The following is a 24,922-nucleotide window of genomic DNA, read 5'->3' on the forward strand; positions in this document are numbered from 1 at the left end:
TGACCCACGGCTGAATGGTTGGATCAATGTGCTTTTCGTTCAGTTCGGCAGGTTGCGTGCAGCTCGGCAGTTCGCCCCGCGGGATCGGGTGGAGCTGCCGAGCTCAGACCAGGAGCTCGCCGTCCCTCGCGACGACGCGGCCGGCGGCCACGACCAGCGCGCGGCGCGGGGCGCGGACGACGGCGTCGGGCACGTTCTCGGCGTCGACCAGCACGACGTCGGCGGGCGCGCCCACGACCAGGTCGTGCACCTCGCGCCCGACGAACCGGGCGGCGTCGGCCGAGGCGATCCGGGCCGCGGTGACCAGGTCCTCGTCGTAGCGGAAGCCGGACAGCCGGGCGAGCTGCGTGGTCAGCGTGAGCAGGTCGCCGGTGCCGTAGGGCGACCACAGGTCGCGGATGCCGTCCGTGCCCAGGCCGACGGGCACCCCGGCGGCGCGCAGCGCGTGCAGCGGCAGGGGAGCGGCACCGATCGGCGCGACCGTCGACATGGTGATGCCCGCCTCGCCCATCGCGGCGACCAGGTCGGCCTGGCGGGAGCCGGCGAGCTGGCCGACGGCGAAGCCGTGCGCCACGTTCACCTTGCCCTGCAGGCCGGTGCGCAGGGTGCGGTCGATCATCAGCTCGATCTGGAACGCGCCGAGCTCGCCGCCGTCGTGCAGGTGCACGTCGATGCCCACGCCGTGCCGCTCCGCGATCGCGAACAGGCCGTCGAGCTGGCCCACGGGGTCGCGGTCGATCGAGGCCGGGTCCAGGCCGCCGATGTGCTCGGCGCCCGCGGCCGCCGCCTGGTCGAGCAGGTCGAGCACGCCCGGGCGGCGCAGCACGCCGTCCTGCGGGAACGCCACGATCTCGGCGTGCACCGCGCCGCCCAGCGCGGCCACGGCCTCGCGCACCACCTCGATGCCGCGCAGCCCGACGCCGAGGTCGACGTCCACGTGCGAGCGGACGGCGGTGGTGCCCGTGCGGACCGACTCGCGCAGCACGGCGAGCGTCACGTCGACGCCGGGGATGCCGAGCTCGTCGCGGTGCGCACGCTCGTGCGCGATGCGGCCCTGCGTGCCCGGCTCGCCGCCGTAGCTCACCCACGGCTTGCCCCACCAGGACTTGTCCACGTGGGCGTGCGCGTTGACCAGGCCCGGGAGGGCGAGCAGGCCGCCACCGTCGACGACGCCGGGGTCCGTGGTGCCGGGCGTGCGGGTCGTGCTCGCGTGCGCGTTCGGGTCGTGCGCGACGACGGCGGTGATCACGCCGTCCGCGACGTGCAGGTCGCTGCGCTCGCCGCCCCAGGGGCGCACGTCGCGCAGGACGGTGACGGTGGTGGCGGGTGTGGTGGTGGCGGTCATGGGTTTCCTTCCACGGAGCTGGTCTCGGGTTCGGGGAGCGTGACCGGCACGACCGCCTGCGGCCGGCCGGGCACGCGGATCTCGTACGACTCGTCGGTGCCGTCGAGGGCGGCCGCGAGCGGGAGGACGGTCAGGCCGTCCCAGGCGCCGTCCTGCGTGTAGCCGCCGGCCAGGACGCCGAACGCGGCGCCGTCGTGCTGCCAGACCGCCACGGTCTCGTGCCGCCGGTCGGTCGGGAGCACGGTCGAGTCGCCCGCGGGGGAGACGACCTCGATGCTCGCGCCGCTGTCCGCGTTGCCGAACGGGCCGTTGCCGGCGACGACGAGCGTGCCGTCGTCCGCGCGGGCGACGCCGTGCTGGTGGGTGTCGGCGTCGAGGCCGGTGGTGGTCACCTCGCCGGTGGCGGGGTCGACGCGGGCGAGCGCGCGGCCCTGGTAGGGCAGCAGCAGGTTGCCGTCCGCGTCGAGCACCGCGTAGTGCGGCTTCTCGAAGGACGCGAGGCCGCCCTCGGTGCCGAACGGGGCGACCTCGATCGCGTGCGCGTCGAACGTCCCGGCGTCCACGACGGTGACGGTGAACCCGTCGTGGTCGATCGTGTAGACCTCGCGGCCGTCGTCGCCGACCAGCACGTCGAAGGGCCGCCGGCCGACCGGGACCGAGCGCACGACGTCGCCGTCGGCCACGTCGATCTGCTCCAGGAACGCCTCCTCGCCGGTGCTCACCGCGACGTACACGGTGGCGCCGTCGGGGGAGACCGCGAGGCCCAGCCCGCCGGGGCGGTACTCGCCGTAGGCGACCCGGGCGGGGCCGTGCTCGTAGCCGACCAGGTCGGTGCGCTCGCGCGTGGCGAGGTCCACCACCGCGACGCCCTCCGCCGTCGAGACGAAGGCGCGGCCGGTCTCCGCGTGGACCGCGACGTCCCAGGGGGCGGCGCCGACGGTGATCTCGTCGAGGACGGCAGGGCTGTCGGTGGGGCTGTCGGCTGAGCCTGTGCGCTCGCGGGGGTCGACCAGGGCGATCGTGTCGCGGTCGGCCTGGGTGACCAGGAGGAGCTGCTCGTCGGTCGCGGCTGTGTCCTCGGGGGAGGCGGACGGCGTCGGCGCGGGTGTCGCGGACGGTGCCGGTGGCGTTGCCTTCGGGGACGGAGCCCCCGCGGTCGTCGCACCTGGGGCCGCCGCCGGGGCCGCCGGTCCGCACCCGGCCAGGAGCAGGCCCGCGACGAGGGCGGCCGCGCCGGTGCCGAGCGCCCGCCGGAACGGTGCGTGGCGTCGGACGGGGGAGGTCATCCAAAAATGGTATCCCATTTATGGAACTGGCAGGATGGCGCCATGAACGCGCCCTCGACAGAGCCCTCGGCTGAGCCCGTCTCCGGGGCGTCCGTCGACTTCGAGCCCGAGTCGGTGCGGGTCGCGAGCGCGGTCCGCGAGCAGATCGTGGACGGGACGCGCGCGCCGGGCAGCCGGCTGGTCGAGCGGGACCTCGCGGCGGAGCTGGGCGTGAGCCGCATCCCGGTGCGGGACGCGCTGCGCGCGCTCGTCGCGGAGGGCCTGGTCACGCCGCGGCCGCGCACGTGGGCCGTTGTGCGGGAGTTCACCGACGCCGACGTCGCGCACCTGCAGGAGGTGCGCGAGGCGACCGACCCGGTGCAGTTCCGGCTCGCCGCGCAGCGGCGCACCCCGGAGCAGCTCGCGGCGCTGACCCGCGCCTGGGAGCGGGAGGCCGACGCCGCCGCGCGCGGCGACGGCCCGGCGGCGCGGCGGGCGGCGGCGGACTTCCACGAGGCGGTCGTCGCGGCGTCCGGCAACCCGGTGCTCGCCGAGCTGCACGCCGTCACCGCGAGCCGGGTGCGCTGGCTGCTTGCCCAGCACTCCGACCTCGCCGCCATCGCTGACGAGCACCGCGCGCTGCTGGACGCCGTCCGGGATCGCGACGCCGAGGCCGCGGCGCGGCTCGCGCAGGAGCACCTGAGCACGAGCCGCGCCGCGGCGGCCGAGCGCCGGGCCGAGCCGAAGGGCTGAGCGGGCTTGAGTCATCTGGGTTGGCCGGTTGGGCTGGGAGGCCGGGCCGGCCGGCTGGTGGGTTACCGCCCCGGGGAGAACGTTGGTCTGCGGGGTGTGTTGCTCTGCGTGGACATTGTCTACGCAGAGCAACACACCCCGGGCGGGAGGGTTCGGCCCGGGTGGATATCGAGTACCTCTGGGCTGGTCTCACCAACCTGCCGCTGCTGTGCGGGACCAGCGCTGACCTCGACAGCGATGAGTCGGGAGCCCGGTCATCGTCGGTACCTGTGCCGCACCCCTCCCGACACGCAGGAGCAGACGATGACCGAGACGACCTCCAGCCCGACCGACCTCACGACCGGCACCCCGACCAGCACCGCCCCCGCCCGCCCGCCCGTCGTCGACCGGGACGCCTGGCAGGCGGCCCGGGACGAGCTGCTGGCCCTGGAGAAGGCGCACACCCGCGCGGGCGACGCGCTCGCGGCCGCCCGCCGCCGGCTGCCGATGACGGAGCTCGACGGCAGCGTCGAGGTGGTCGGCCCTGACGGCCCGGTGCCGTTCGTCGACCTGTTCGAGGGCCGCGACGAGCTCGTCGTCTACCAGCACATGTGGCACGACGGCGACCCGGTGAGCGGGCAGTGCCCGGGCTGCACCCTGAACGCCTGGCACGTCCAGCAGGCCGCCCCGTACCTGCGGGCGCGCGGGGTGTCGTTCGCGATGCTCACCGAGGGGCCCTGGGCCGAGGTCGTCCCGTTCCTGCGCTTCATGGGCTACACCGAGCCCTGGTACTCGGTGCGCGGCCTGGCGGCGCCCGTCGGCGTGGACATGGGACACATCGCCTGCTTCCTGCGCGACGGCGACCGCGTGTACCTCACCTACCGCACCACGGGCCGGGGCAACGAGCCGGCGGCCGGGATCTTCGGCCTGCTCGACATGACGCCGTACGGGCGGGGTGAGGCCTGGGAGGACGTGCCGGACGGCTGGCCCGCCGGCCAGACGTCCTGCTGGTACTGGGCCACCGACGCCGACGGCGAGGCCACCTGGGGGCCGACCAGCCGGCCGACCCCGCAGTGGACCCGCCCCGGGGCGACCCCGGTGGTGCCGGGCGGAGGCGGCGGGCACCACCACTAACGCGCGGGCCGGCCGTCAGGCCCGCGGGACCCACGCCCCGGCCGCCGCCGCGTTCTTGGCGAAGGCCTCGAACGGGGTGGCCGCCCGGCCCAGGACCCGCTCGACGGTGTCCGTGGTGGCCGTGTTGCGCCCGTCGAGCACCTCCTGGAAGAGCCAGGCGAGCCCGGCGGCCTCGTCGGGGTGCACGCCGGCGGCGGTCAGCTCGGCGACGAAGTCGTCCGGGGTGAGCGCTACGTGCTCGACCGGGCGGCCCGTCGCGTCGCTCAGGAGGCGCGCCACCTGCGTGAAGGTCAGCGCCTCCGGGCCGGTGAGCTCCAGCACCTCGCCGGCGTGGGCGTCGCTGGTCAGGGCGAGGGCCGCGACGTCGGCGACGTCCTCCAGGCTGACGAACGGCTCGCGCACCTGGTCGGCGGGCACGGCGATGCGGCCGTCCAGCACGCCGTCGAGCAGGAAGTGCTCGCTGAAGTTCTCCTGGAACCAGGAGCAGCGCACCACCGTGGTGGCGGGCGCCGCGGCCAGGGCGATGTCCTCGCAGGCGCGGGCGCCGTCCTCCCCGCGGCCGGACAGCAGGACGATCCGCTCGACGCCGTGCCGCACGGCCCGGGCGGTGAACGCGTCGACGACGGCGTCGGCGCCGGGCAGGGCGAGGTCGGGGGAGTAGCAGAGGTAGACGGCGACCGTGCCGGCGAGGGCGGCATCCCAGCCGGCGTCGTCGTGCCAGTCGAACGGGACCGCTCCGCCACGGGAGGCGATGCGGACCGGGCGGCCCTGGGCGCGGAGCCGGTCGGCGACGCGGCGGCCGGTGCGGCCCGTGCCGCCGGTGACGAGGATCGGTGCGGTGGTCTGTGAAGTGGTCATGGGTACATCGAAACGCCGGAACGCTGGACGCTGAATAGCCCAGGATCTGCTCTGCATGTTCAAGCGTCTAGAGTTGGCGTATGGACCCGTTGTCGCAGCTCCTGGCGCACCCGCAGGCGGAGGGCGCCTTCACGCTCCTGATGTCGATGCGCGCCCCCTGGGCCGTCCGGGTCGAGGACGAGTCCGCGCTCACCGTTGTGATCGTCACCTCGGGCGGCTGCCGGCTGGAGGCCGGCGACACCGTGCACGACCTCCGGGAGGGCGACGTCGCCCTGGTGCGCGGCCCGCTGCCCTACCGCGTGGCCGACGCCGCCGGCAGCGCCACGGTCGCGGTCATCGAGCCGGGCCAGCGCTGCGTCACGCCCGACGGCGCCCCGCTCGACCTGGCCCTCGCGCACGGGCTGCGGCACTGGGGCAACGACCCCGACGGCCCCGACACGATGATCGTCGCCAGCTACGCCGACGTCGGCAGCGTCGGGCGGTTCGTCACCGAGATCCTGCCCGACGCCGGCGTCGTGCCGGCGGGCGGGCTCGACCCCGCGCTCGTGGGCCACCTGGTGCGCGAGATGGCGAACGACGGCCTGGGGCAGAGCGTGGTGCTCGACCGGCTCGTGGACGTGGTGACCATCGAGTCGATCCGCGCGTGGACCGCCGCGCACCCGCCGGCGCGGCCCTCCTGGGTGGGCGGGATCGGCGACCCGGCGGTCAGCGCCGCCTTACGCGCGATGCACGCCGAGCCCGAGCGTGCCTGGACCGTCGCCGACCTGGCCCGGCGGGCCGCGGTCTCCCGCGCGACCCTCGCCGCGCGGTTCACCGAGCTGGTCGGCACGCCGCCGCTGCGGTACCTGACGAGCTGGCGGCTCGCCCTGGCCCGGGACCTGCTCACCGACCGCGCCCGCACGCTCGACGCCGTGGCCCAGCGGGTCGGCTACTCCAGCGGATTCGCGCTGAGCACGGCGTTCACGCGGGCGTTCGGCGTCAGCCCGGCCGCGTACCGGCGGCGGCTCGCGGCGGGGCCGCGGCAGGTCGGGGCAACGGTTGGTGGGGAGCTGCCGGCCGGGGCGACGCCCGGCACCTGATCCTGTCCGAGCTCGGCGCCCCGCGGTACGGTCCCCGGATGCCTTCTCTCCCGTTCCGCCGTCAGTGCCGTGGTCTCGTCGTCGACGCGGAGGACAGCGTCCTGCTCGTCGCGCACGCGATCGACCAGGTGGGCACCGTCTGGATCGGGCCCGGCGGCGGCGTCGACCCCGGCGAGACCGTCGAGGAGGCGCTGCGCCGCGAGCTCTTCGAGGAGGTGGGGCTGGTCGTGCCGGACGAGCGGCCGCTCGCGCCCGTGTGGACCCGGGAGGTCGCCTACCCGCCGGGGATGCCGCGGCCCGGTTTCGCCGGGGTGCACGAGGACTTCTACCTCGTGCGCACCGAGCGGTTCGAGCCGACGTCGGGCCTCGCACCGGGCACGCCGGGCCACCCGGACGCCGAGGGGATCGTCGACGCGCGGTGGTGGACGCCGGCCGAGCTGGCCGCCGCGGGCGACGACGTCCTGTTCGGGCCGCGCGGCCTGCCGGAGCTGCTGGCCGTGACCCTCGCCGACGAACGGGCCGGCCTGCTGGGTGGCGAGCCGCGCCGGATCGGGCTCTGACCAGCCGCGTCGTGGGCCTCTGATAGCGTCCGGGTCCGTGGAACGACATGGTCTCGTGGTCGACGTGGTCCCGGAGAAGCGCGAGGAGTACCTGCGCCTGCACGCCGCCGTCTGGCCGCAGGTCGAGGCGACCCTCCAGGCGTGCAACGTGCACAACTACACGATCTTCGTGCTGGAGAACACGCTGTTCGCGTACTACGAGTACACCGGCGACGACCACGAGGCCGACATGGCCCGGATCGCGCAGGACCCGGTGACCCAGGAGTGGTGGACGCACACCGACCCGTGCCAGACCGCCTTCGGCGAGGACGCCGCGCCCGGCGAGGGCTGGCGCGACATGCAGGAGGTCTGGCACCTGGCCTGACCTCCCGGCAGCGGGTAACGGAGACGTAGCACTGCTACGCCTGCGTTACCTCCCCGTCCGGGTAGGGCTTTCCCCGCCGGGCGGCGGCCCGGCGGCCGGTGCCGCTGTTCTGCCCGGGATCAGCAGCATGACCGCCAGCACGATCGCGACGGCGAGCACCACGACCTGGCCCACCGCCTCGTCCGGGGGCAGGTGGCCGAGGTGCGTGACGTGGTAGGCGAAGTGCAGGATCCCGAACACGGTCCACGCGATGCCCAGCAGCCGGCAGCCGACCTGGGAGGGCCGGATCAGCCCGTACAGGCTCGCTGCGCCCAGCGCGAGGTACATGGCGCCGTGGTCGCGGACCAGGTGCTCGTTGTACGGTCCGTCCTTGGAGACCCACTCGCCGAGCACGGACGGGAAGTGGTCGTAGTACGCCTGCGGCAGGAAGTAGGACCACGCGCCCACGAAGCCGACGATGACCACCGTCGCGACGAGGGCGCCGTACTGCACACCGCCCACCGGGCGGGTCGCGGTCGCCGCGGGGGTCGGCACAGGGGCCGCGGGGTCAGTCATCGTCACGTCCTTCGTCCGTCCCGGGGATCGGGAGCCAGTGGGTGAGCTTGGCGGGGTTGAGCATGATCCACACGTCGGTGACCAGCTCCTGCTCGACGCGGAGCGTCATCACGCCGGCCACCTGGTCGCCGGTGCGCAGCACCACGCCCAGACCGTCGGCGGTGGGTTCCAGGTGGTGCGTCAGCTCCGGCATCTTGGCGTCGACGCCGAGCACCAGCCGTGCGACGCGCTCGGGGCCCTCGATCACGTTGAGCGCTGCCGTGACGAGCCCGTTGGCGTCGGTGCGCAGCTCGACGTCGGGCGCCAGCACGCGCATGAGCTGCCGCATGTCGCCCGCCTGCGCAGCGTGCAGGAAGGCCCGGACCGTGCGGTCGTGCTCGTCGCGCGGCACGGCGGCGGTGCGGTTCTCGCGGACCTGGCGGCGTCCGGTCGCGGCGAGCTGGCGGACGGCGGCCGGCGTCCGCCCGACGATCTCAGCGATCTCGTCGAACGGCACGGCGAAGACGTCGTGCAGCACGAACGCGACGCGCTGCGCGGGCGTCATCGCCTCCAGGACCACCAGCAGCGCGGTGCTCACGGCGTCGTCGAGGGTCACCCGGTCCAGCGGGTCGGCGGTGCCGTCGAACAGGTCGGCGGGCAGCGGCTCGGGCAGCCACTGGCCGATGTACCGCTCCCGGCGTCGGCGAGCCGAGGCCAGCAGGTCGAGGGCGATGCGGCTCGCCACGCGCGTCAGCCACCCGGCGGGGTTGTCGATCGCCCTGCGCTCGGCCTCCTCCAGCCGGTACCAGCGCAGGTAGGTCTCCTGCACGATGTCCTCGGCGTCGGCGAGGGTGCCCGTCATCCGGTACGCGAGCGAGAGCAGACGGCGGCGCTCGGCGAACACGCCGTCCAGCCCGGTGTCCGGATCGTCGTGCTGCCCGGTGTCCTTCTCGTCGTCCACGGCCGGTCCTCGTCCTGTCTCGTTCTCGTTCATCATCACCCTGACGACGCAGCCCCGCGGTGTGTGAGCACTGTGTGAGCACCGGGCGACCTCACATCCGGGACGGCCGCGTCGTCAGACCGGTGTTCAGGTCGTGGCGGCGAGCGCGGGCGGGCCCGCCCCCGCCGCGACACAATGAGGACGGACCGGAGGAAGACCGATGAGGATCGCAGTCGCAGGCGGGACGGGAGCGGTCGGCAGGCATACCGCTCGGGCGGCGCGCGAGCGCGGGCACGACGTGGTGGTGCTCTCGCGGGCGGACGGCGTGGACGTCACCACGGGACACGGGCTGACGGCGGCGCTGCGCGACGTGGACACCGTCGTCGACGTCACCAACACGACGACGTTCTTCGCGCGTACGTCGCGCCGGTTCTTCGAGGCCGCGACGCACCACCTGCTCGCCGCCGGGCAGGCGAACGGGGTGGGCCACCACGTGGCCCTGTCCATCGTGGGCATCGACGGCATGGACGCGTCGTACTACGCGGGCAAGGTCGCCCAGGAGCGCGCCGTGCGGGCCGGCCAGGTGCCGTACACGATCGCGCGGGCGGGGCAGTTCCACGAGTACGTGGGCCGGCTCCTGTCCAGCCAGAAGGGTCCGGTGGCCGTCATGCCCACCGCGCCCATGCGGCCGGTCGCCGCGCGCGAGGTGGGGGAGCACCTCGTCGCGGTCGCGGAGGGCGGTCCCGTGGGGCGCGCCACGGATTTCGTCGGCCCGCGGGACGAGCAGCTCGCCGACCTCGCCCGGCGGCAGCTCGCGTACGAGGGCGTCCGCCGCCGGGTCTGGGAGGTCACCCTCCCCCTGACCTACACCCGGGGGCTGGCCTCGGGGGCGCTGCGCGGCGGTCCGGACCGGATCGAGGCTCGGATCACCTTCGACGACTGGCTGGCGAGCGAGGACCACCGGCCGCTCGCCTGACGGCGCCCGCGGGTGCGGCGCGCCCGCTCACCACCGCTCGTGCGGGATGCGCTCCAGGACCAGGAGCATGATCACGCCGCTGATCAGCAGGGGTAGCCACTCCTCGTGCCCGTTCGCGACCTGGATCACGCCGATCACCAGGCAGGGCAGGGCCGCGAGGCCGACGAGCCCGATCACGACGCGGACCGGGGTGGGGAACTTGGCCGGCTCGGGCGGCTCGGCGAGGAGCCGCTTCGTCGGGATCGCGCCGGCTGGGTCGGCGCCGGTCGGGACCGCGCTGGCTGGGTCGTTGCCGGCCGGGGCTGCGCCGGCCCGGTCTGTGGCAGGCGGCTCGGGCTCCGGTACGAGCCCGCGCCGCGTCAGCTCCTCCTCGGTCAGGATCGGCCCCAGCGGGGTGACGGCGGTCGCGACCGGACCGTCGTCGTCCTGCCCGACCGCGTAGGAGACCCGCTCGCCGCGCTCCAGGACCTGGGCGCCGTGCGTCAGGACCTCGACCTGGTGGACGCGCAGGCGCGGCCCGCCGTCGTCCGGCACGACGACGCCCCACCCGGCCTCGGCGTCGTACGCCGTCACGGTCCCCTCGGCCATCACGTGCCCCCTGTGCGGTGTGGTCCGGCCACGACGCTAGCGGGGCGGCGGTGCCGCGTCCAGGACCGCCCGGCCCGCCGCGGTCAGCTCGTGGGTGACCGTCCGGCCGGCGCGGCTGCTGTCGATCAGGCCGGCATCGCGCAGGACGGTCAGGTGCTCGCTGGCGGTCGGGTTCGTGACGTTCACCAGGTGGGCCACCACGGTGGTCTGCAGCGGCGTGGTCAGCGCGGCCAGGATCCGGGCCCGGGTGGCCCCGAGCAGCCGGTCGAGCGACCGCGGGGTGGCGGGCGCCGACCAGAGGTAGCGACCCGTGGCCGGGTAGCAGATCGCGGGGGACCAGTGGTCCGACGTCGTGCACTGCACGCGGTCGGTGATGAACAGGGACGGCACCAGGATCAGGCCGTCCGGGCAGTCGGTCGCGACGTCGACGGCGGACCGGACGGTCACGGTGTCGCCATCGCTGGTCACGGACGGGTGCAGCCGGGGGAGCACGGCGCGCAGACCCTCGCGGTTGACCTGCACGGCGCGGTCCAGCAGCTCGGCGCGCAGGGCCTGCCGCATGGACGGCCACTCGGGTTCGACGGCCGCCCGCCAGAGCCGGCGCACCGCGGCGGCGGCGTCGGCCCGGGTGCGTGCAGGGTCGTCGAGCAGCCGGCGGCGGGCCGCGGGTTCGAGACGGGCCGTGGCGTCGACGAGCTCGGCGTGCACCTGCTCGACCGGGGCGGCGAGCAGGGTGGCCATGCCCTCGTCGAAGCTCGGCTCGCTGGTCGGCGGCGTCGGGTCCAGGAAGTCGGGCCGGTAGGCGCCGTCCGCCATGAAGACCGTCAGGGCCGACAGGTCCAGACCCGCCAGGCGCTGCCGGCGACGGCGCAGCCACGGGTGGAAGACCGGGTGCCGGCGGGGCTCGGTCAGGAGCCGGGCGAGGCTGACCACCTCGTGCACCGGCGACATCGCCCACCGCACGCCGGTGGCGCCTGCGCCCAGCCGGTAATGGATCACCGCCTCATTCTGGGTTGTCGCCGCAGGTGGGACCAGACTGTTCGGCCACGGCCGAATCGAGCGCGGCCGGACGTGCCCGCTGCCGAGACTCGGGGCATGACACAGCAAACGGCAGAGCACACCGCATCCCGACTCATCCGCCTCGGCGCCAGCGGCTCCACGATCGAGGTCCTCGCGAGCCCGGGGGACACCGACGGGACCCTGAGCCTGTACCGCTGGCGCCTCGCGCCCTCCAGCCGGGGGCCGGCGCCGCACTTCCACACCACGTTCAGCGAGACGTTCGTGGTCGAGGAGGGCCAGGTCGACTTCTTCGACGGCGCCACGTGGCGCGCCCTGGGCCCCGGCGACACCGCGTTCTCCGCGCGCGGATCCGTGCACGGGCTCCGCAAGGATCGCGACGAGCCCGCCACCGTGCTCATGGTGCTCGCGCCGGGCGTGCGGCGCGAGGACTACTTCGCCCAGCTCGCCACCGCCGGGGAGGCGGACATGGAGCGGCTGCACGCGGAGCACGACAACCACTTCGTCGACGAGGGGTGAGCCTTCCCCCGGCGTCACCCGCCCGACTCACCTTCGAGGCCTAAGTTTCTCGTCTTTGGACGTCTCCAAAGACGAGAAACTTAGGCCTCGAAAGCGAGGGGGCCGCGCCCGCCCGGCCGGCCCGCCCCGCTAGGCTCCCCTCTGTCACGAGGAGGCCCTACCCATGACGTTCAGCGAGACTGCACGCGCCGCGTTCCGGCGCGGGGACGACGACGCCGTCGCGCGCCTGGCCCGCGACGAGACCGAGCGGGCCCGCGCGGCCGACGACCAGCCCGCCCTCGTCGAGGCGCTGTACATGAGGTCCCGGCTCGCGATCCGCGCCGGCGACCTCGACGAGGCGGCGCGGATCGCGTCGGCCGCGCTGGCCGCCGCGATCAAGACCGGTGACCGCGCCCTGGAGGAGCGCCCGCGGCACGTCCTGGCCGGCGTGACCCGCATGGCGGGCGACCTGCCCCGCGCCCGCGTGCTCTACCAGGAGAGCATCGAGCTCAACGAGGCCCTCGGCAACGCCGACACCGTCACCTCCGAGCTGCACAACCTCGCCTTCACCGAGCTGGGCCTCGGCGAGCGGACGGCGGCGCGCGAGCGGTTCGCGACCAGCCGCGCCCGCATCGTCGCCGGGGACTACCGGGACTTCGTCCCCTACGCCTACGTCGGGGCCGCCGCCCTGGCCGTGGCCGACGGCGACCTGCCCCGCGCCGCCCGCCTGCTCGGCCTCGCGGAGCGCGCCTTCGCGGACCTCGGCCAGGTCCCCGACCCGGACGACGCCGCCGAGCTCGCCGCGGTCGAGGCCGCCGTCCGCGACGCGCTCGGTGACGACGGCCTGGCCGACGGCCGCGCGGCCGGATCCCGTCTCGACCCGTGGGACACGCTGGCGCTCGCGGTACGCGACGGCGCCGAACTCGCTGTACCACAAAGCCCCTGACCAGCAGGAACGCCAGCACGCTCCGCCTCCGGCCCCAGGAGATGAAAGTGTTCGAGATGAGAAATGCCGGCCCTTCCGCACCACCCGACGGTCATGGTCGGATGACCCCCATGAATCCGCAGACCGCCCGCCACGTCGCCACGCTGGAGGAGCACAGGGGGCTGACGTCGCTCACGGAGATCACCAGCAGCCCCGACCCGCAGGCGCACTACGCGCGCCTGCGCGCGCAGTGGGGGGAGGTGGCGCCGGTCGAGATCGAGCGCAAGGACGACGTCGTGGTCCCGGCCTGGCTGGTGCTGGGGCACGCGGAGAACTGTCACGTGATGCGCTCCGAGGTGGACTACAGCCGGAACGCGGCGAACTGGCGCTGGAACCGCGAGAACCTGCTGCCCGCCGGCACCGCGATCGGCACGTTCGCCCCGCCCGCGCCGCGCCCGACGTCGTTCTACCACGACGGCCCCGAGCGCGAGCGGCTGCGCGCGCCGCTCGACGACGCGCTGGCCGCGCTCGACGAGCGCGCCGTGCGGGACCAGACGCGGTACATGTGCGAGCGCGTCATCGAGCGGATGGGCGACTCCGGGAGCGGCGACCTCGTGAAGGTGTACAGCCGGCCCGTCGGGTTCCTCGCGATGACCACGACGCTCGGGTTCGACCTGGAGACGGGGGCGCGGCTCATGGCCGACTCCGCCGCCGTGGTCAGCGGCGACGGCGAGCAGGTCGCCAAGGCCCAGGCGTCCACGGCCGCGATCGTCATGGAGCACATCGGCCAGCGCCGGCAGGACGGCGGGCAGGACCTCATCGGGCACCTGGTCGGCCACCCCAACTTCGCGCACGACGGCGAGATCGCCACCAGCGCGATCGTGCCCGTGAGCGCGGCGGCGATCTTCCTGACGGCCTGGATCACCCAGACGCTGCACCAGCTCCTGGCGGACCGGGAGCTGTCGGCCCGGATGTCGGGCGGCCGGCTCACGCTGGACGGCACGCTCGACCAGGTGCTGTGGCGCCGCTCGCCCATCGCCCAGTCCCCGGCGCTGCGCTACGCCCGCAACGACGTGCAGCTGGGCGGGCGCTCGATCCGCAAGGGCGACGCGCTGGTGCTGGCGATCGCCGCGGCGAACGCCGACCCCGCCGTGCACACCGACGACCTGTGGGACGAGGTGGACAACCGCTCCCACCTGTCCTGGGGCACCGGTCCGCACGCCTGCCCGGCGCCGCGGCTGGCCCGGCTGATCGCCCGGACCGCCGTCGACCACCTGCTGCGGCACCGGGACGTGCAGCTCACCGTGCCCGAGAGCAGCCTGCCCGCGGCGGCCTCGCCGTGGGTGCGGCACGCGGAGAAGCTCCCGGTGACCTGGCAGCGGGCCACCGACCGCGGGGCGTTCCGCTGAGGGGATCCCGCGGCAGGCACTGACCCCGCGGCCGGCGGCCCGGGCGCGGCTAGCTAGCCCAGCACCGCGGGCAGCCGCACCGGCCCGTTGGCGACGAACCCGGGCACCTGCCCGTGGTCGCCGTCGGGCTCGACGAGCCGCAGGCCGGGGAAGCGCTCGAAGAGCGCGCGCAGGGCGGTCTCGGCCTCCAGCCGGGCCAGCGGCTCGCCCACGCAGTGGTGCGCGCCGGCGCCGAAGGCGAGGTGCGTGTGGTCGGCCCGCGCCGGGTCGAAGACCGCGGGCTCGGCGTGCACGGCCGCGTCGCGCCCCGGGGCGCCGAACACGGCGATGATCGGGTCGCCCTTGGCGATCGGCACGCCGCCGAGCTCGAGGTCCTCGACCGCGAACCGCAGCGGGATGTAGATCACCGGGGGCGCCACGCGCAGCGTCTCGTCGACCACGGCCGACCAGGTCACCTCGCCCGAGCGGACGGCGGCCAGCACGTCCGGGTGGGTCAGCAGCAGCTCGATGGCGGAAGCCAGCAGGTTCACGGTGGTCTCGTGGCCGGCCACGAGCATGAGGTTCGCGGTCGAGACGGCCTCGTCGTCGGGCAGCTCGGCCGCGACCGTGCTGATCAGGTCCTCGCCCGGCCGCTCCCGCTTGTCGTGGACGAGCGCCGCCAGCATGGAGCGCAGCTCGAGCTGGGCGGCGCCCTGGGCCTCGCGCGACGCCCCGGTGTTGATCAGGGTGTCCGCGCACCGGCGCATGTCCGCGCGCTGGTCGTCCGGCACGCCGAGCAGGTCGCAGATCACCTCGACCGGGATCGTCGCGGCGAAGATCTCGCGCAGGTCCACCTCGGCGCCGCCCTTGCCGGCGTCGGCCAGGGCCTCCAGCGCCGCGGTGGTGGCCGCCGCGACGCGCGGCTCCATCGCTCGGGTCCGGCGCGCCGTGAACGACCGCGCCGCCACCCTGCGCATGGCGCGGTGCTCGGTGCCGTACGCGTTGAACATCGACCGGCCGGTCACCCACGTGTACAGCGGCCACTGCGGCGTGATGTCGCCGTCGAGCAGCGCCACCCAGTGCTGCCGGGCGTCCTTGGAGATTCTGGGGTCCACGAGCATCGGGCGCAGCAGGGCCAGGTCGGTCACGGCCAACGCCTCCACCCCGCCGGGCAGCGCGACCCGGGTGACGGGTCCCCGCTCCCGCAGCCGCGCTACCTCTTCCAGCGGCGCCCTGCCGGTGGCATCCAGGACCAGCGTCTCCACGAGCACTCCTCACGACGAAACAAACGACCTGTTGCGGGACCAGTCAGTGGCCCAGTCTTTGTCGTGATGCCCGCTTTGTCCATATCCGAGCGGGTGATGCGGGGAGGTGATGCTTCGTCAGTCGAAAAGACGGCGGAACACGTTCGTGTCCGCGAGGTCGACCAGCTCGTCGCCGCGCCCCGACATGATGGTGCGGATCGCGTAGAGCGTGAAGCCCTTGACCTGCTGGGCGTTGACCGCCGGCGGGACGGACAGCTCCTGGCGCGCCGTGACGACGTCGACCAGCGCCGGGCCGTCGTGCTCGAACGCCTCGCGCAGGGCGCCCTCCAGGTCGTCGGGCTGCTCCACCCGGCGGCCGTGGATGCCCATCGCGTTCGCGACGTCGGCGAAGTTCGGGTTGTCGAGCTCGGTGCCGTAGTTCACGAACCCCGCGGCCTTCATCTCGACCTCGACGAAGTTCAGCGACGAGTTGTTGAACACCACGACCTTCACGGGCAGCTTGTTCTGCCGCAGGGTGAGCAGCTCGCCCAGCAGCATGCCGAGGCCGCCGTCGCCCGCCAGCGCGACCACCTGCCGGTCCGGGAACGCGGACTGGGCGCCGATGGCGTGCGGCAGCGCGTTGGCCATCGTGCCGTGGTTGAACGAGCCGATGAGCCGACGCCGGCCGTTCATCGTCAGGTAGCGCGCGGCCCACACGACGGGGGAGCCGACGTCGGGGATGAACACGGCGTCGTCGCTCGCCAGCTCGCTGACCAGCCGCGCGACGTACTGCGGGTGGATCGGCTCGCGGTTGCGGTCGTTGTCGGCCAGCTCGTCGAGGCTCTTGCGGGCCCGCGTGTAGTGCTTGATCGAGGAGTCGAGGTGCCGGCGGCTGCTCTTGTCGTCCAGCCGCGGCAGCAGGGCCTCGATGGTGTCGCCGACGTCGCCCACCAGGCCCAGGTCGATCGGCGTGCGCCGGCCGAGCTGCTCGCCGCGCACGTCGACCTGCACCACCTGCGCCTTGGACGGGTAGAACTGCGGGTACGGGAAGTCGGTGCCGAGCATGAGCAGCGCGTCGCAGCTCTCCATGGCGCGGTAGCCGGAGGCGAAGCCGAGCAGGCCCGTCATGCCGACGTCGTACGGGTTGTCGTACTCCAGGAACTCCTTGCCGCGCATCGCGTGCACGATCGGCGCCTTGAGCTTCTCGGCGATCTGCAGCACCTGCCGGTGGGCGCCCTCGGTGCCGGCGCCGCCCAGGATGGTCACCCGCTTGGCCTCGTTCAGGATCTGCGCCGCGATCCCGAGCTCGTGCTCGCCGGGGCGCATCACGGGCTGCGTGGCCCGGATCGGCGCGGACTTCTTGCGGCCCACGTTGTCGGCCAGGAAGATCTCGCCCGGCACGACGACGACGGCGACGCCGCGCTTCTCGACGGCGGTGCGCATCGCGATCTCGAGCACGCGGGGGAGCTGCTCGGGCAGGCTCACCAGCTCGGTGTAGACGCTGCACTCGCGGAACAGCTCCTGCGGGTGGGTCTCCTGGAAGTACGTGCTGCCGATCTCGGTCGCCGGGATGTGCGCGGCGATCGCGAGCACCGGCACCCGGCTCCGGTTGGCGTCGTACAGGCCGTTGACCAGGTGCAGGTTGCCGGGCCCGCAGCTACCCGCGCACACGGTCAGCTCCCCGGTCAGCGCGGCCTCGGCCGCCGCCGCGAACGCCGCCGCCTCCTCGTGCCGCACGTGCTGCCAGGCCACCTTGTCGGTGCGGCGGATCGCGTCGGTGAACCCGTTCAGCGAGTCACCCGGCAGGCCGTAGACCCGCTCGACCCCCGCGTCCTCGATGATCTCGACGATGGTCTCGGCAACGTTCGTCATGGGTGCGCCCCCTGGCCGATCGGCGTTCGCGCTGCTCGGGCGGTGCCTCCCGGGTCAGCAGGTCCCGTCGAACGTATGCCGCGGCCCATCGCGTCGCAACGCCGGGCGGTGGGTCACCCGCCACTTGCGTGGAACGGGCGGGCCGTGCGTCCTACGCTCGGGCGTATGGCCTCCGTACCCGTGTCCGACGACGTGGCGGCGTGGCTGCTCGACAGCGACCCGGCCCTGCGCTGGCAGGTAGAGAAGGACCTGCTGCGCGCGCCCGCCGACGTCTGGCAGGCCACGCGGGCCCGCATCGCGACCGAGGGGTTCGGGGCCCGCCTGCTCGCGCTGCAGGACGAGGCCGGCACCTGGGCCGGCGGTGCGTTCTTCCCGGCGGGCTTCGACTTCGACGGCCCGGAGGCGCAGCCCGGCGCGGGGCAGCCGTGGACCGCCACCACGTGGTCGCTCAACACCCTGCGCGAGTGGGGCCTGGACCCCGCGGTGCTCCGCGAGCGGGACACCGCCGCCCTGATCGCCGCCAACGCCCGGTGGGAGTACGACGACCTGCCCTACTGGGGCGGCGAGGTCGACGCCTGCATCAACGGGTTCACGCTCGCCAACGGCCTCTGGCTCGGGGCGGACGTCGCGGGCGTCGCCGACTGGTTCGTCGCCCACCAGATGGCCGAGGGCGGCTGGAACTGCGAGTGGGTCGAGGGCTCGACGCGCGCCTCGGTGCGGTCCACGCTCAACTCGCTCAAGGGCCTGCTCGCCCACGAGGAGGCGACCGGCGGCACGGACGCCGTCCGCGAGGCGCAGCGGCGGGCCGAGGAGTACCTGCTGGAGCGGCACCTCATCCACCGGCTGACCACCGGCGAGCCCCTCGCCGACTGGGTGTTCCGCCTCGCCTACCCGTTCCGCGCGTTCTACGACGTGCTCACCGCCACCGACTACTTCCGCGCGGCCTCGCTGCTGCGCGACACGCCGCCCGACCCGCGCGTGGCCGAGGCCGTCGAGCTGGTGCGCTCGCAGCGGCAGCCGGACGGCACCTGGCTGCAGGGCCGGCGCCACCCCGGCCGGGTGTGGTTCGAGGTCGACGTCGACGCGGGGCAGCCGTCGAAGTGGCTCACGTTCCACGCGGCGCGGGTGCTCGGCTGGTGGGACGACGAGCTGCACGGGAGCTGCTGAGACGCTCGCGGACGGGAGCCCGGTCAGGACATCGCGCTCGCGGCCAGCCGCGTCGCGGTCTCCACGAGGTCGTCCAGCGCCGCCGACCGGACACCCGCCGGCCAGGCGAGCAGCGTCGTCACGTCGGGTGCGTCGACGACGGGCACCGCCACGTGCTCGGGCCACTGCCAGGCCCGGCTGGAGCCCGGGATGACCAGCAGCGTGCGACCGAGGGCGACGAGCTGCGCGAGCTGGGACTGGCTGCGGACCTCGGGCCCGGGGCCGGGCGGGTAGGTGCCGTCGTGCTGCGGCCAGCGCGCGATCGGCAGGCCGGGTACGTCGCTCACCTCGGCCATGGTCAGGCTGGCGCGCTGCGCGAGCGGGTGCGCGGCGGGCACGATCGCCACCTGGCCCTCGGTCACGATCTCCACGGTGTCCAGGCCCGTCAGCACGTCGAACGGGGCGTGCACGATCGCGACGTCCGCGCTGCCGTTGCGCAGGAGCTGACCCTGCCCGCCGATCTCGCAGAGCAGCACGTCCACCTCCACGGCACCCGGCCGCGCCGCGTACGAGTCGAGCAGCCGCTTGAGCAGCTCGTGCGACGAGCCCGCCTTCGTGGTCAGGACGAGCCCAGGCTCCGGCGCCGCCGCGCGCCGGGTCCGGCGGACGACGGCGTCCACCGCGTCGAGGGCGAGCCGCGCCTCGGTCAGCATGGCCGACCCGGCGGCCGTGAGCGAGACACCCCGGCGGTCCCGGTCCAGGAGTACGACGCCGAGGCGTCGCTCGAGCTGCTGGACGGCCCGTGACAACGGCGGTTGGGCCATGTTCAGGCGTTCCGCGGCCCGGCCGAAGTGCAGCTCCTCCGCCACCGCGACGAAGTACCTCAGCTCGCGGGTCTCCAGTCCGTCCATCGGTCCACGGTATCGGGCGCGGCAGCATCGGCCGCCACGGCATCGGGCGTCACGGGATCGGTGATACCGGTGGGGTATCAGCCCTGATCGAACCGGTCTTGGACGTCGCCGCGACGGCGGTCGCACGATCGACGTCGGAGGCCGGACGGCCGGGCACCCGCCGTCGTCCGCGACCTCCACCGACGAGAGGCCACGACCTTGAGCACCATCGCTCCCACCCTGCCCGGCGGCACCTGGACCCTGGGCGACCTGACCGTCACCCGCTTCGGCTACGGCGCCATGCAGCTTGCCGGTCCCGGGGTGCTGGGTCCCCCTGCCGACCGGGACGGCGCCCTCGCCGTGCTGCGCGAGGCCGTCGACCTGGGCATCACGCACCTCGACACCGCCGGCGCCTACGGGCCACGAGTCACGAACGAGCTCATCCGTGAGGCCCTGCACCCTTATCCCGACACGCTGCACGTCGTCACGAAGGCCGGCGCCTCTCGCGACGAACAGGGTGGCTGGCCCGTCGAGCGCCGGCCCGACCAGCTGCGGCGGCAGATCGACGACGACCTGGAGACCCTCGGCCTCGACGCGCTGGACCTGGTCCACCTGCGCCTCGGCGACGGGTCGGGCCGCAGGGAGGGCTCGCTCGCGGAGGCTTTCGAGACGATGGCCGCGCTCCAGCAGGAAGGGCTGGTCCGGCAACTGGGCCTGAGCAACGTGACCGCGCGTCAGGTCGCGGAGGCCCGGAGCATCGCACCGGTGGTGAGCGTGCAGAACATGTACAACCTCGCCCACCGTGACGACGACGAGCTGATCGACCGGCTCGCCGCCGACAGCATCGCCTATGTGCCCTGGTTCCCGCTCGGCGGGTTCAGTCCGCTGCAGTCCGAGGCGCTGTCCGCCGTCGCCGCCCGGCTGGGCACGACGACGATCGCGGTGGCGCTGGCGTGGCTGCTCCGACGGTCCCCCAACGTGCTGCTGATCCCGGGCACGTCGTCGGTCGCGCACCTCCGGGAGAACGTGGCCGGTGCGGGCGTGGAGCTCGGCGCGGACGACCTCGCCGAGCTGGACGGGATCGGGCGGTAGCGACAGTGCCCGGCGGGGTGCCCTTCGGCATTCGATCACTATCGATCAGAATGTTGACCTCGCCGGGCGCTCCGGCCTACGTTCGGCCTCAGCAGAGCGGGGAGTGGTCGCGCAAAGCGATCATGAACGATCATCGCTGATCGTCGCCCCGTGTGCCCGGTCCAGTCAACGACGACGGAGAGTGCCCCATGCCACGACCCCACCGCCGCACGGCCAGGTTCACCACCAGGAGCACCGCGGTCGCCGCGGTCCTCGTCCTCGCCGCGGGCGGCCTCCTGGCCCCCAGCGCGAGCGCGAGCGCACCGCGCGACGTGACCGCGACGTCGTCGTCGTCGACCACAGGTTCCCAGCCGGCCCTGCCGGTGCTCCGGCTGGACGACCCGAGCATCGACTGGCGCGAGCTCCTGGTCGACGGCGACGACGTGCAGCGCGGCGCCGACGGGACCGCGTTCAACACGTTCGGCGGGTTCGGGTCGGTGTCCTGCAACAACACCTCCAACCTGCTGCTCGACTACAAGGAGGAGCAGCCCGAGGCGTACTGGCGCATCATGCGGATGCTCTTCGACCCCGAGACGGGCGCGGGGCTCAAGCACATCAAGGTGGAGCTCGGCGCGGACAGCAACTCGTCGTCGGGCGCGGAGCCGGCCACGAAGCGCAGCGCCGACGAGCCCGCGAACGTGCTGCGCGGGGCGGGCTTCCACTTCATCGCCGACGCGCTGTCGATCAACCCGGACATCGAGACCGAGGCGCTGCGCTGGGGCGAGCCGTCCTGGACCGGGAACGACCCCGTGAAGCGGTACCAGTGGTACAAGGAGACGATCGACGCCGCGTACGACACCTTCGGCGTCGAGTTCGACTGGATGAGCCCGTCGCAGAACGAGGTCCGGGGCAGCACGTACCAGGCGTCCGAGCTGGCGTGGACGGTCCAGTTCGCGCAGTGGCTGGAGCGGGACGCCGCCGCGCCGGACGCCCGCTACGACTACTCGAAGATCAAGATCGTGGCGCTGGACTCGTACCGCGAGGGCGACGCCGTCGCCGCCCGCATCCTGGCCGACCCGGCGGCCCTGGAACAGATCGACGCCCTCGGCTACCACTACGACATCGTGGGCGGCCCCAACGTGACCCGGCTGAACAAGGAGTTCGGCAAGGAGATCCTGTACTCCGAGGGCGTGGCCCCCATGATCGACCCGCAGTACCGCCTCGCCGCGGACCCGTCCCGGGGCGGCGTCGGGGGCACGGTCTCGGCTGCCGACATCGCGGACCGGTTCATCAACGCCTACCGCTGGAGCGGCGCGGGCGCCGACCCCGCGCACATGACCACGTTCCTGTTCCAGCCCGCGGTCAGCGCCATGTACGAGGGCACGCAGTACTCGCCGAAGCACCTGGTCCGCGCCTCCGACCCGTGGTCGGGCTACTGGGAGGGCGACGTCGGCCTGGTCGCCGTGCGGCACTTCCACCAGTTCGTCGGCGAGGGCTGGGAGTACGTCGAGGGCGCCACGGGCGGCGACGGCACCAAGGGCGACGGCGGCACCAACGTCGACAGCTCGACCCGCACCGTGCTCACGGCCCGCACACCTGCGTCCGCCGACGGCGAGGGCAGTGCCGACGGCGGCGGCAGTGCCGACGGCGAGACCCAGTGGTCGCAGGTGCACGCGAACAACACCCGCACGGACCGGTACTTCGAGGTCAAGGTGGCCGACCTGGGTCCGGCCGACCGGCCGCTGTACGCGTGGGAGACGCGCGGGCCGGACGCCGGCCAGGCGTACGACGCGAACTACTTCCAGAACACGGGCGTCTACGAGCCGGTCCGCACGGAGACGATCGACGGCGTCGAGCACGCCGTCTACCGCGTCAAGGTGCCGGCCTACTCGATCCTGACGCTGTCGACGCTCGCGCACGGCGTGTCCGGCACCACGGACGAGTACGTGCCGGGGGAGCTCGCGCCCGACACGGCCGACACGATCCTCCCGCTGCCGTACCGCGACGACTTCGAGTACGACGAGTACCCGGTCACCCGGGTCGGCGGCGAGCGGATGACCTATCTGGAGCGCCGCGGCGGCACGCCGCGCTACACGGCGGACCAGGACGGCGCCTTCGAGGTGGTCCGCGGTGACCGGAAGCGTGGCCACGTGCTCCAGCAGCAGATCAACGCGGGCAACCGCGGGTTCACCTGGAACGTGTGGGGCAACGGGCGGCAGGACGTGCTGCAGACGGCGTCGCCGTCGACCGTGCTCGGCGACCACCGGTGGGCCGACTACACCGCGGCCGTGGACTTCCGGCTCGACGACGTGGACCGCGACGCGAGCCTGGAGAACTTCGCCGGCCTCGGCGTGCGGCAGACGTACGCGCGCGGCGGCGACCAGGCCACCTACGCCGTCCGCGTGCACGAGGACGGCCGCTGGCAGCTCCGCAAGCTCGACCAGGTCGTGGCCTCCGGCGCGGTGGCCGGGTTCGACGGCGGCGCGTGGCACAGGCTCGCGGTCGAGGCGCGCGAGAACGTCGTCACCGCGACGCTCGACGGCGTGCGCCTGACCCGGTACACGGACACGTCCGCGAACCCGGTGCTGGCCGGCCGCATCGCCCTGACCAGCGGGTTCTACAACACGCAGTACGACAACCTGGCGGTCACCCCGGTGCGGGGCCAGGCCTGGGCCTCGGAGAAGATCGACGACGCCGACCCGCGTCTGACCTACCCGGACGGGTTCACCTTCACGCAGGCGGGCTACGCCCACTTCAACCGCACGCAGCACGTGCTCGCGGCGAGCCGGTCGGTGACCGTGCCGTTCCGGGGCACCGGGATCAACCTGTTCGGCGCGACGGCCGCCGCGACCCTGGAGGTGAGCGTCGACGGCGCCGCCCCGCGGACCGTGCAGGTCGGGCCGGTGGGCACGCGCGAGACGTCGTACTGGCTGCGCGGCCTGGGCAACCGGCAGCACACGGTCACGGTCCGGGTGGTCAGCGGCACGTTCACCCTGGACGGCGTCGACGTCCTGACCCCGGGGCGGTCGTGACAGGGGTGTTCTGACAAGGACGACGAACCGACCGATCTCAATTGTCCTGAGCATCAGGGGACGTTGCTCAGCGGGTACGCGAGGCCCGTGCCCGCGTCGACCAGGGCGGCCCGGTTCAGCGTGCCCGTCAGCGGGACGATCTCGTAGACCGCCTCCAGCACCAGCGGCGTCTGCTCCAGCCGGGCGCGCGTCGCCACGGTGACGTGCGGCGTCCAGACGCCGGGCACGTAGTGCTTGTGCAGCTCCTCGTCGGAGGCTCCCAGCGCTTCGACCACCCGCTCCTGGCGCGCCGCGAGCACGCTCGTGACCGCCGGGACGAGGCTCATCCGGCCGCGCCGGAACGCGGCGACGGCGTCGAACCGCACCGGCGTCGGCCCGGCGTCGGGCAGGGCCTCGACGGCGGCGCGCACCTTGTCCAGGTCCCAGGAGCGCAGCACCGCCAGGGACAGGTGCGGCAGGTGCCGGCGGTGGGTGTGCGTGGCGAGGGTGGGCACGCCCTGGTCCTCGAGCCGCTGCCACAGCCGTCGCAGGACCCGCTCGGTCGGCCTGTCGAACAGCAGGCAGATCGCCAGCGCCACGAGGTCAGCCTAGGCCCGCGCTCCGCACCCGCTCAGCGCACCATGCTGTTGCCCTGCACCGCCGCCAGCCGGGACCGGACGCTGAGCAGGGTCTCGATGATGAGGTCCTCCCGTCCGTCGCCGAGACGGCTGATCGGCACCGCGACGCTCATGGCGTCCACGGCGTGGTTGCTGAACGGGAGCGCCACGCCGAAGCAGCGCACGCCCATGCACGACTCCTCGCTCTCGGTCGCGTAGCCCTGGTAGGCCGCGCGGTCGATGATCTCCAGCACGGCGTCCTTGTCGGTGGTGGTGTTCGGCGTGATCGCGGCGATCGACTCGGGCACCAGGTCGCCCCGGGACTCGGCCGGCATCTCGGCGAGCAGGGCGCGCCCCAGCGACGTGGCGTACGCCGGGAGCCGGCGCCCGACGGCGGAGTGCATGCGCAGCGGGTGCACCGACTCGCGCTTGGCCGTGTAGATGACGTCGGCGCCGTCGAGGCGGCCCAGGTGCACCGTCTCCTGCGTGGCGGCGGCCACCTCGTCGAGCACGGCCGTGGCGCGGGCCAGCACGGGGTCGCCGTCGAGGTAGGCGGAGCTGACCACGAGGGAGTGGATGCCCAGCTGGTAGACGGTGCCGGTCGGGTCGGTCTGCAGCCAGCCCCGGTCGGTCATGGTGCGCAGCAGCGCGTGCAGGCTGCTCTTGGGGATGCTGAGGCGCGTCGAGAGCTGCAGCTGGGTTCCGGGGCCGTTCGCGGCGATGTCGTCGAGCAGGTCCAGGGCGCGCGCCGCCGACTTGACCGGACCGGTCTCCGTGGTGCCGGTCGTCTGGAACTCCTTCTGCAGCTGCATCAACGCTCTCCTCTGGTCCTGCCGGGTCTCTCCGTGGGCACCCGGGCAACTGACCC

Annotated in this window: 24 protein-coding genes; 12 read left to right on the forward strand and 12 right to left on the reverse strand. The window is 73.9% G+C overall.

The window, feature by feature from the left end:
• Positions 1–103 precede the first annotated feature (103 nt).
• Both H291_RS0107595 and H291_RS29065 read right to left on the reverse strand, forming a co-directional pair.
• The gene (locus H291_RS0107595) at positions 104–1,345 is read right to left on the reverse strand and encodes an amidohydrolase (RefSeq protein ID WP_020014383.1); all 1,242 of its coding nucleotides are present in this window, start codon (positions 1,343–1,345) and stop codon (positions 104–106) included.
• Positions 1,342–2,631: a YncE family protein gene (locus tag H291_RS29065; RefSeq protein WP_020014384.1), complete on the reverse strand. Its 1,290-nt coding sequence runs from the start codon at positions 2,629–2,631 to the stop codon at positions 1,342–1,344. Before H291_RS29065 ends, H291_RS0107595 begins: the two co-directional genes overlap by 4 nt.
• A gap of 42 nt (positions 2,632–2,673) precedes the next feature.
• Here H291_RS29065 and H291_RS0107605 point away from each other — a divergent pair, with 42 nt between their 5' ends.
• Together H291_RS0107605 and H291_RS0107610 are read left to right on the forward strand one after the other, a co-directional pair.
• A complete protein-coding gene (locus tag H291_RS0107605) occupies positions 2,674–3,363 on the forward strand; it encodes a GntR family transcriptional regulator (RefSeq protein WP_020014385.1) in 690 nt (229 codons plus the stop codon).
• 303 nt (positions 3,364–3,666) lie between these two features.
• Complete coding sequence (locus H291_RS0107610; protein WP_020014386.1) at positions 3,667–4,476, forward strand: DUF899 family protein; 810 nt, start codon at positions 3,667–3,669, stop codon at positions 4,474–4,476.
• A 15-nt stretch (positions 4,477–4,491) separates the two neighbouring features.
• On the opposite strand, the gene H291_RS0107615 is transcribed toward H291_RS0107610, so the two are convergent.
• Positions 4,492–5,334 (reverse strand): hypothetical protein, encoded by an 843-nt coding sequence (locus H291_RS0107615; protein WP_020014387.1) that lies wholly within the window; start codon positions 5,332–5,334, stop codon positions 4,492–4,494.
• 80 nt (positions 5,335–5,414) lie between these two features.
• Between H291_RS0107615 and H291_RS0107620 the strand changes: the two genes are divergently transcribed.
• From H291_RS0107620 to H291_RS0107630, 3 genes are read left to right on the forward strand one after another with little or no spacing between them, the layout of a single operon-like run.
• Complete coding sequence (locus H291_RS0107620; protein WP_020014388.1) at positions 5,415–6,413, forward strand: AraC family transcriptional regulator; 999 nt, start codon at positions 5,415–5,417, stop codon at positions 6,411–6,413.
• Positions 6,414–6,451: 38 nt separating this feature from the next.
• A complete protein-coding gene (locus tag H291_RS32350; RefSeq protein WP_020014389.1) occupies positions 6,452–6,973 on the forward strand; it encodes an NUDIX hydrolase in 522 nt (173 codons plus the stop codon).
• Between the two features lie 37 nt (positions 6,974–7,010).
• Entirely contained in the window at positions 7,011–7,337 is a 327-nt protein-coding gene (locus H291_RS0107630; RefSeq protein ID WP_026365509.1) for an L-rhamnose mutarotase, read from the forward strand.
• Positions 7,338–7,382: 45 nt separating this feature from the next.
• Here H291_RS0107630 and H291_RS29075 read toward each other — a convergent pair whose 3' ends face one another.
• Together H291_RS29075 and sigJ are read right to left on the reverse strand one after the other, a co-directional pair.
• Positions 7,383–7,892, reverse strand: a complete 510-nt coding sequence (locus tag H291_RS29075) for a hypothetical protein (RefSeq protein WP_198012427.1) — start codon at positions 7,890–7,892, stop codon at positions 7,383–7,385.
• Positions 7,885–8,832, reverse strand: a complete 948-nt coding sequence (sigJ, locus tag H291_RS0107640; RefSeq protein ID WP_020014392.1) for an RNA polymerase sigma factor SigJ — start codon at positions 8,830–8,832, stop codon at positions 7,885–7,887. Before sigJ ends, H291_RS29075 begins: the two co-directional genes overlap by 8 nt.
• A 199-nt stretch (positions 8,833–9,031) precedes the next feature.
• Between sigJ and H291_RS0107645 the strand changes: the two genes are divergently transcribed.
• Entirely contained in the window at positions 9,032–9,787 is a 756-nt protein-coding gene (locus tag H291_RS0107645) for an SDR family oxidoreductase (protein WP_026365511.1), read from the forward strand.
• Between the two features lie 27 nt (positions 9,788–9,814).
• Here H291_RS0107645 and H291_RS32355 read toward each other — a convergent pair whose 3' ends face one another.
• Both H291_RS32355 and H291_RS0107655 read right to left on the reverse strand, forming a co-directional pair.
• Positions 9,815–10,375: a cold-shock protein gene (locus H291_RS32355; protein ID WP_020014394.1), complete on the reverse strand. Its 561-nt coding sequence runs from the start codon at positions 10,373–10,375 to the stop codon at positions 9,815–9,817.
• Between the two features lie 36 nt (positions 10,376–10,411).
• Complete coding sequence (locus tag H291_RS0107655) at positions 10,412–11,374, reverse strand: DUF5937 family protein (RefSeq protein ID WP_020014395.1); 963 nt, start codon at positions 11,372–11,374, stop codon at positions 10,412–10,414.
• A 96-nt stretch (positions 11,375–11,470) separates the two neighbouring features.
• Between H291_RS0107655 and H291_RS0107660 the strand changes: the two genes are divergently transcribed.
• The 3 genes from H291_RS0107660 (at position 11,471) to H291_RS0107670 (ending at position 14,224) form a co-directional block, all read left to right on the forward strand.
• A complete protein-coding gene (locus tag H291_RS0107660; protein WP_020014396.1) occupies positions 11,471–11,911 on the forward strand; it encodes a cupin domain-containing protein in 441 nt (146 codons plus the stop codon).
• Positions 11,912–12,074: 163 nt separating this feature from the next.
• Positions 12,075–12,836 (forward strand): hypothetical protein, encoded by a 762-nt coding sequence (locus tag H291_RS0107665; protein ID WP_020014397.1) that lies wholly within the window; start codon positions 12,075–12,077, stop codon positions 12,834–12,836.
• A 110-nt stretch (positions 12,837–12,946) separates the two neighbouring features.
• The gene (locus H291_RS0107670) at positions 12,947–14,224 is read left to right on the forward strand and encodes a cytochrome P450 (protein ID WP_020014398.1); all 1,278 of its coding nucleotides are present in this window, start codon (positions 12,947–12,949) and stop codon (positions 14,222–14,224) included.
• Positions 14,225–14,277: 53 nt separating this feature from the next.
• Here the strand turns inward: H291_RS0107670 and H291_RS0107675 are convergent, their stop codons facing one another.
• On the reverse strand, positions 14,278–15,468 hold the full coding sequence (locus H291_RS0107675) for a cytochrome P450 family protein (protein WP_020014399.1): 1,191 nt from the start codon (positions 15,466–15,468) through the stop codon (positions 14,278–14,280).
• 117 nt (positions 15,469–15,585) lie between these two features.
• Positions 15,586–17,319, reverse strand: coding sequence for a ubiquinone-dependent pyruvate dehydrogenase (gene poxB / locus H291_RS0107680; RefSeq protein ID WP_020014400.1), 1,734 nt, complete (start codon positions 17,317–17,319; stop codon positions 15,586–15,588).
• Between the two features lie 165 nt (positions 17,320–17,484).
• On the opposite strand from poxB, the gene H291_RS0107685 reads away from it, so the two are divergent.
• A complete protein-coding gene (locus H291_RS0107685; protein WP_020014401.1) occupies positions 17,485–18,486 on the forward strand; it encodes a hypothetical protein in 1,002 nt (333 codons plus the stop codon).
• Between the two features lie 23 nt (positions 18,487–18,509).
• Here H291_RS0107685 and H291_RS0107690 read toward each other — a convergent pair whose 3' ends face one another.
• Positions 18,510–19,376, reverse strand: coding sequence for a LysR family transcriptional regulator (locus tag H291_RS0107690; RefSeq protein ID WP_020014402.1), 867 nt, complete (start codon positions 19,374–19,376; stop codon positions 18,510–18,512).
• A 207-nt stretch (positions 19,377–19,583) separates the two neighbouring features.
• Here H291_RS0107690 and H291_RS0107695 point away from each other — a divergent pair, with 207 nt between their 5' ends.
• Both H291_RS0107695 and H291_RS29085 read left to right on the forward strand, forming a co-directional pair.
• Positions 19,584–20,447, forward strand: a complete 864-nt coding sequence (locus H291_RS0107695; protein WP_269637103.1) for an oxidoreductase — start codon at positions 19,584–19,586, stop codon at positions 20,445–20,447.
• A gap of 188 nt (positions 20,448–20,635) precedes the next feature.
• Positions 20,636–23,458: a hypothetical protein gene (locus H291_RS29085; protein ID WP_020014404.1), complete on the forward strand. Its 2,823-nt coding sequence runs from the start codon at positions 20,636–20,638 to the stop codon at positions 23,456–23,458.
• Between the two features lie 53 nt (positions 23,459–23,511).
• Here the strand turns inward: H291_RS29085 and H291_RS0107705 are convergent, their stop codons facing one another.
• Together H291_RS0107705 and H291_RS0107710 are read right to left on the reverse strand one after the other, a co-directional pair.
• Positions 23,512–24,036 carry a 2'-5' RNA ligase family protein gene (locus H291_RS0107705; RefSeq protein ID WP_020014405.1) on the reverse strand — a complete coding sequence of 175 codons (525 nt, stop codon included), beginning with the start codon at positions 24,034–24,036 and terminating at the stop codon, positions 23,512–23,514.
• Positions 24,037–24,068: 32 nt separating this feature from the next.
• Positions 24,069–24,866, reverse strand: a complete 798-nt coding sequence (locus tag H291_RS0107710) for an IclR family transcriptional regulator (RefSeq protein ID WP_020014406.1) — start codon at positions 24,864–24,866, stop codon at positions 24,069–24,071.
• Between the last annotated feature and the right edge of the window lie 56 nt (positions 24,867–24,922).

The sequence above is a fragment of the Promicromonospora sukumoe 327MFSha3.1 genome, from assembly GCF_000385135.1.
In the GTDB taxonomy this organism is placed as follows: domain Bacteria; phylum Actinomycetota; class Actinomycetes; order Actinomycetales; family Cellulomonadaceae; genus Promicromonospora; species Promicromonospora sukumoe_B.

Coding starts and splice junctions, on each gene's coding strand:
- H291_RS0107595 (WP_020014383.1), bottom strand. CDS start 1,345: ATGACCGCCACCACCACACCCGCCACCACCGTCACCGTCCTGCGCGAC.
- H291_RS29065 (WP_020014384.1), bottom strand. CDS start 2,631: ATGACCTCCCCCGTCCGACGCCACGCACCGTTCCGGCGGGCGCTCGGC.
- H291_RS0107605 (WP_020014385.1), top strand. CDS start 2,674: ATGAACGCGCCCTCGACAGAGCCCTCGGCTGAGCCCGTCTCCGGGGCG.
- H291_RS0107610 (WP_020014386.1), top strand. CDS start 3,667: ATGACCGAGACGACCTCCAGCCCGACCGACCTCACGACCGGCACCCCG.
- H291_RS0107615 (WP_020014387.1), bottom strand. CDS start 5,334: ATGACCACTTCACAGACCACCGCACCGATCCTCGTCACCGGCGGCACG.
- H291_RS0107620 (WP_020014388.1), top strand. CDS start 5,415: ATGGACCCGTTGTCGCAGCTCCTGGCGCACCCGCAGGCGGAGGGCGCC.
- H291_RS32350 (WP_020014389.1), top strand. CDS start 6,452: ATGCCTTCTCTCCCGTTCCGCCGTCAGTGCCGTGGTCTCGTCGTCGAC.
- H291_RS29075 (WP_198012427.1), bottom strand. CDS start 7,892: ATGACTGACCCCGCGGCCCCTGTGCCGACCCCCGCGGCGACCGCGACC.
- H291_RS0107645 (WP_026365511.1), top strand. CDS start 9,032: ATGAGGATCGCAGTCGCAGGCGGGACGGGAGCGGTCGGCAGGCATACC.
- H291_RS32355 (WP_020014394.1), bottom strand. CDS start 10,375: ATGGCCGAGGGGACCGTGACGGCGTACGACGCCGAGGCCGGGTGGGGC.
- H291_RS0107660 (WP_020014396.1), top strand. CDS start 11,471: ATGACACAGCAAACGGCAGAGCACACCGCATCCCGACTCATCCGCCTC.
- H291_RS0107665 (WP_020014397.1), top strand. CDS start 12,075: ATGACGTTCAGCGAGACTGCACGCGCCGCGTTCCGGCGCGGGGACGAC.
- H291_RS0107670 (WP_020014398.1), top strand. CDS start 12,947: ATGAATCCGCAGACCGCCCGCCACGTCGCCACGCTGGAGGAGCACAGG.
- poxB (WP_020014400.1), bottom strand. CDS start 17,319: ATGACGAACGTTGCCGAGACCATCGTCGAGATCATCGAGGACGCGGGG.
- H291_RS0107685 (WP_020014401.1), top strand. CDS start 17,485: ATGGCCTCCGTACCCGTGTCCGACGACGTGGCGGCGTGGCTGCTCGAC.
- H291_RS0107690 (WP_020014402.1), bottom strand. CDS start 19,376: ATGGACGGACTGGAGACCCGCGAGCTGAGGTACTTCGTCGCGGTGGCG.
- H291_RS29085 (WP_020014404.1), top strand. CDS start 20,636: ATGCCACGACCCCACCGCCGCACGGCCAGGTTCACCACCAGGAGCACC.
- H291_RS0107710 (WP_020014406.1), bottom strand. CDS start 24,866: ATGCAGCTGCAGAAGGAGTTCCAGACGACCGGCACCACGGAGACCGGT.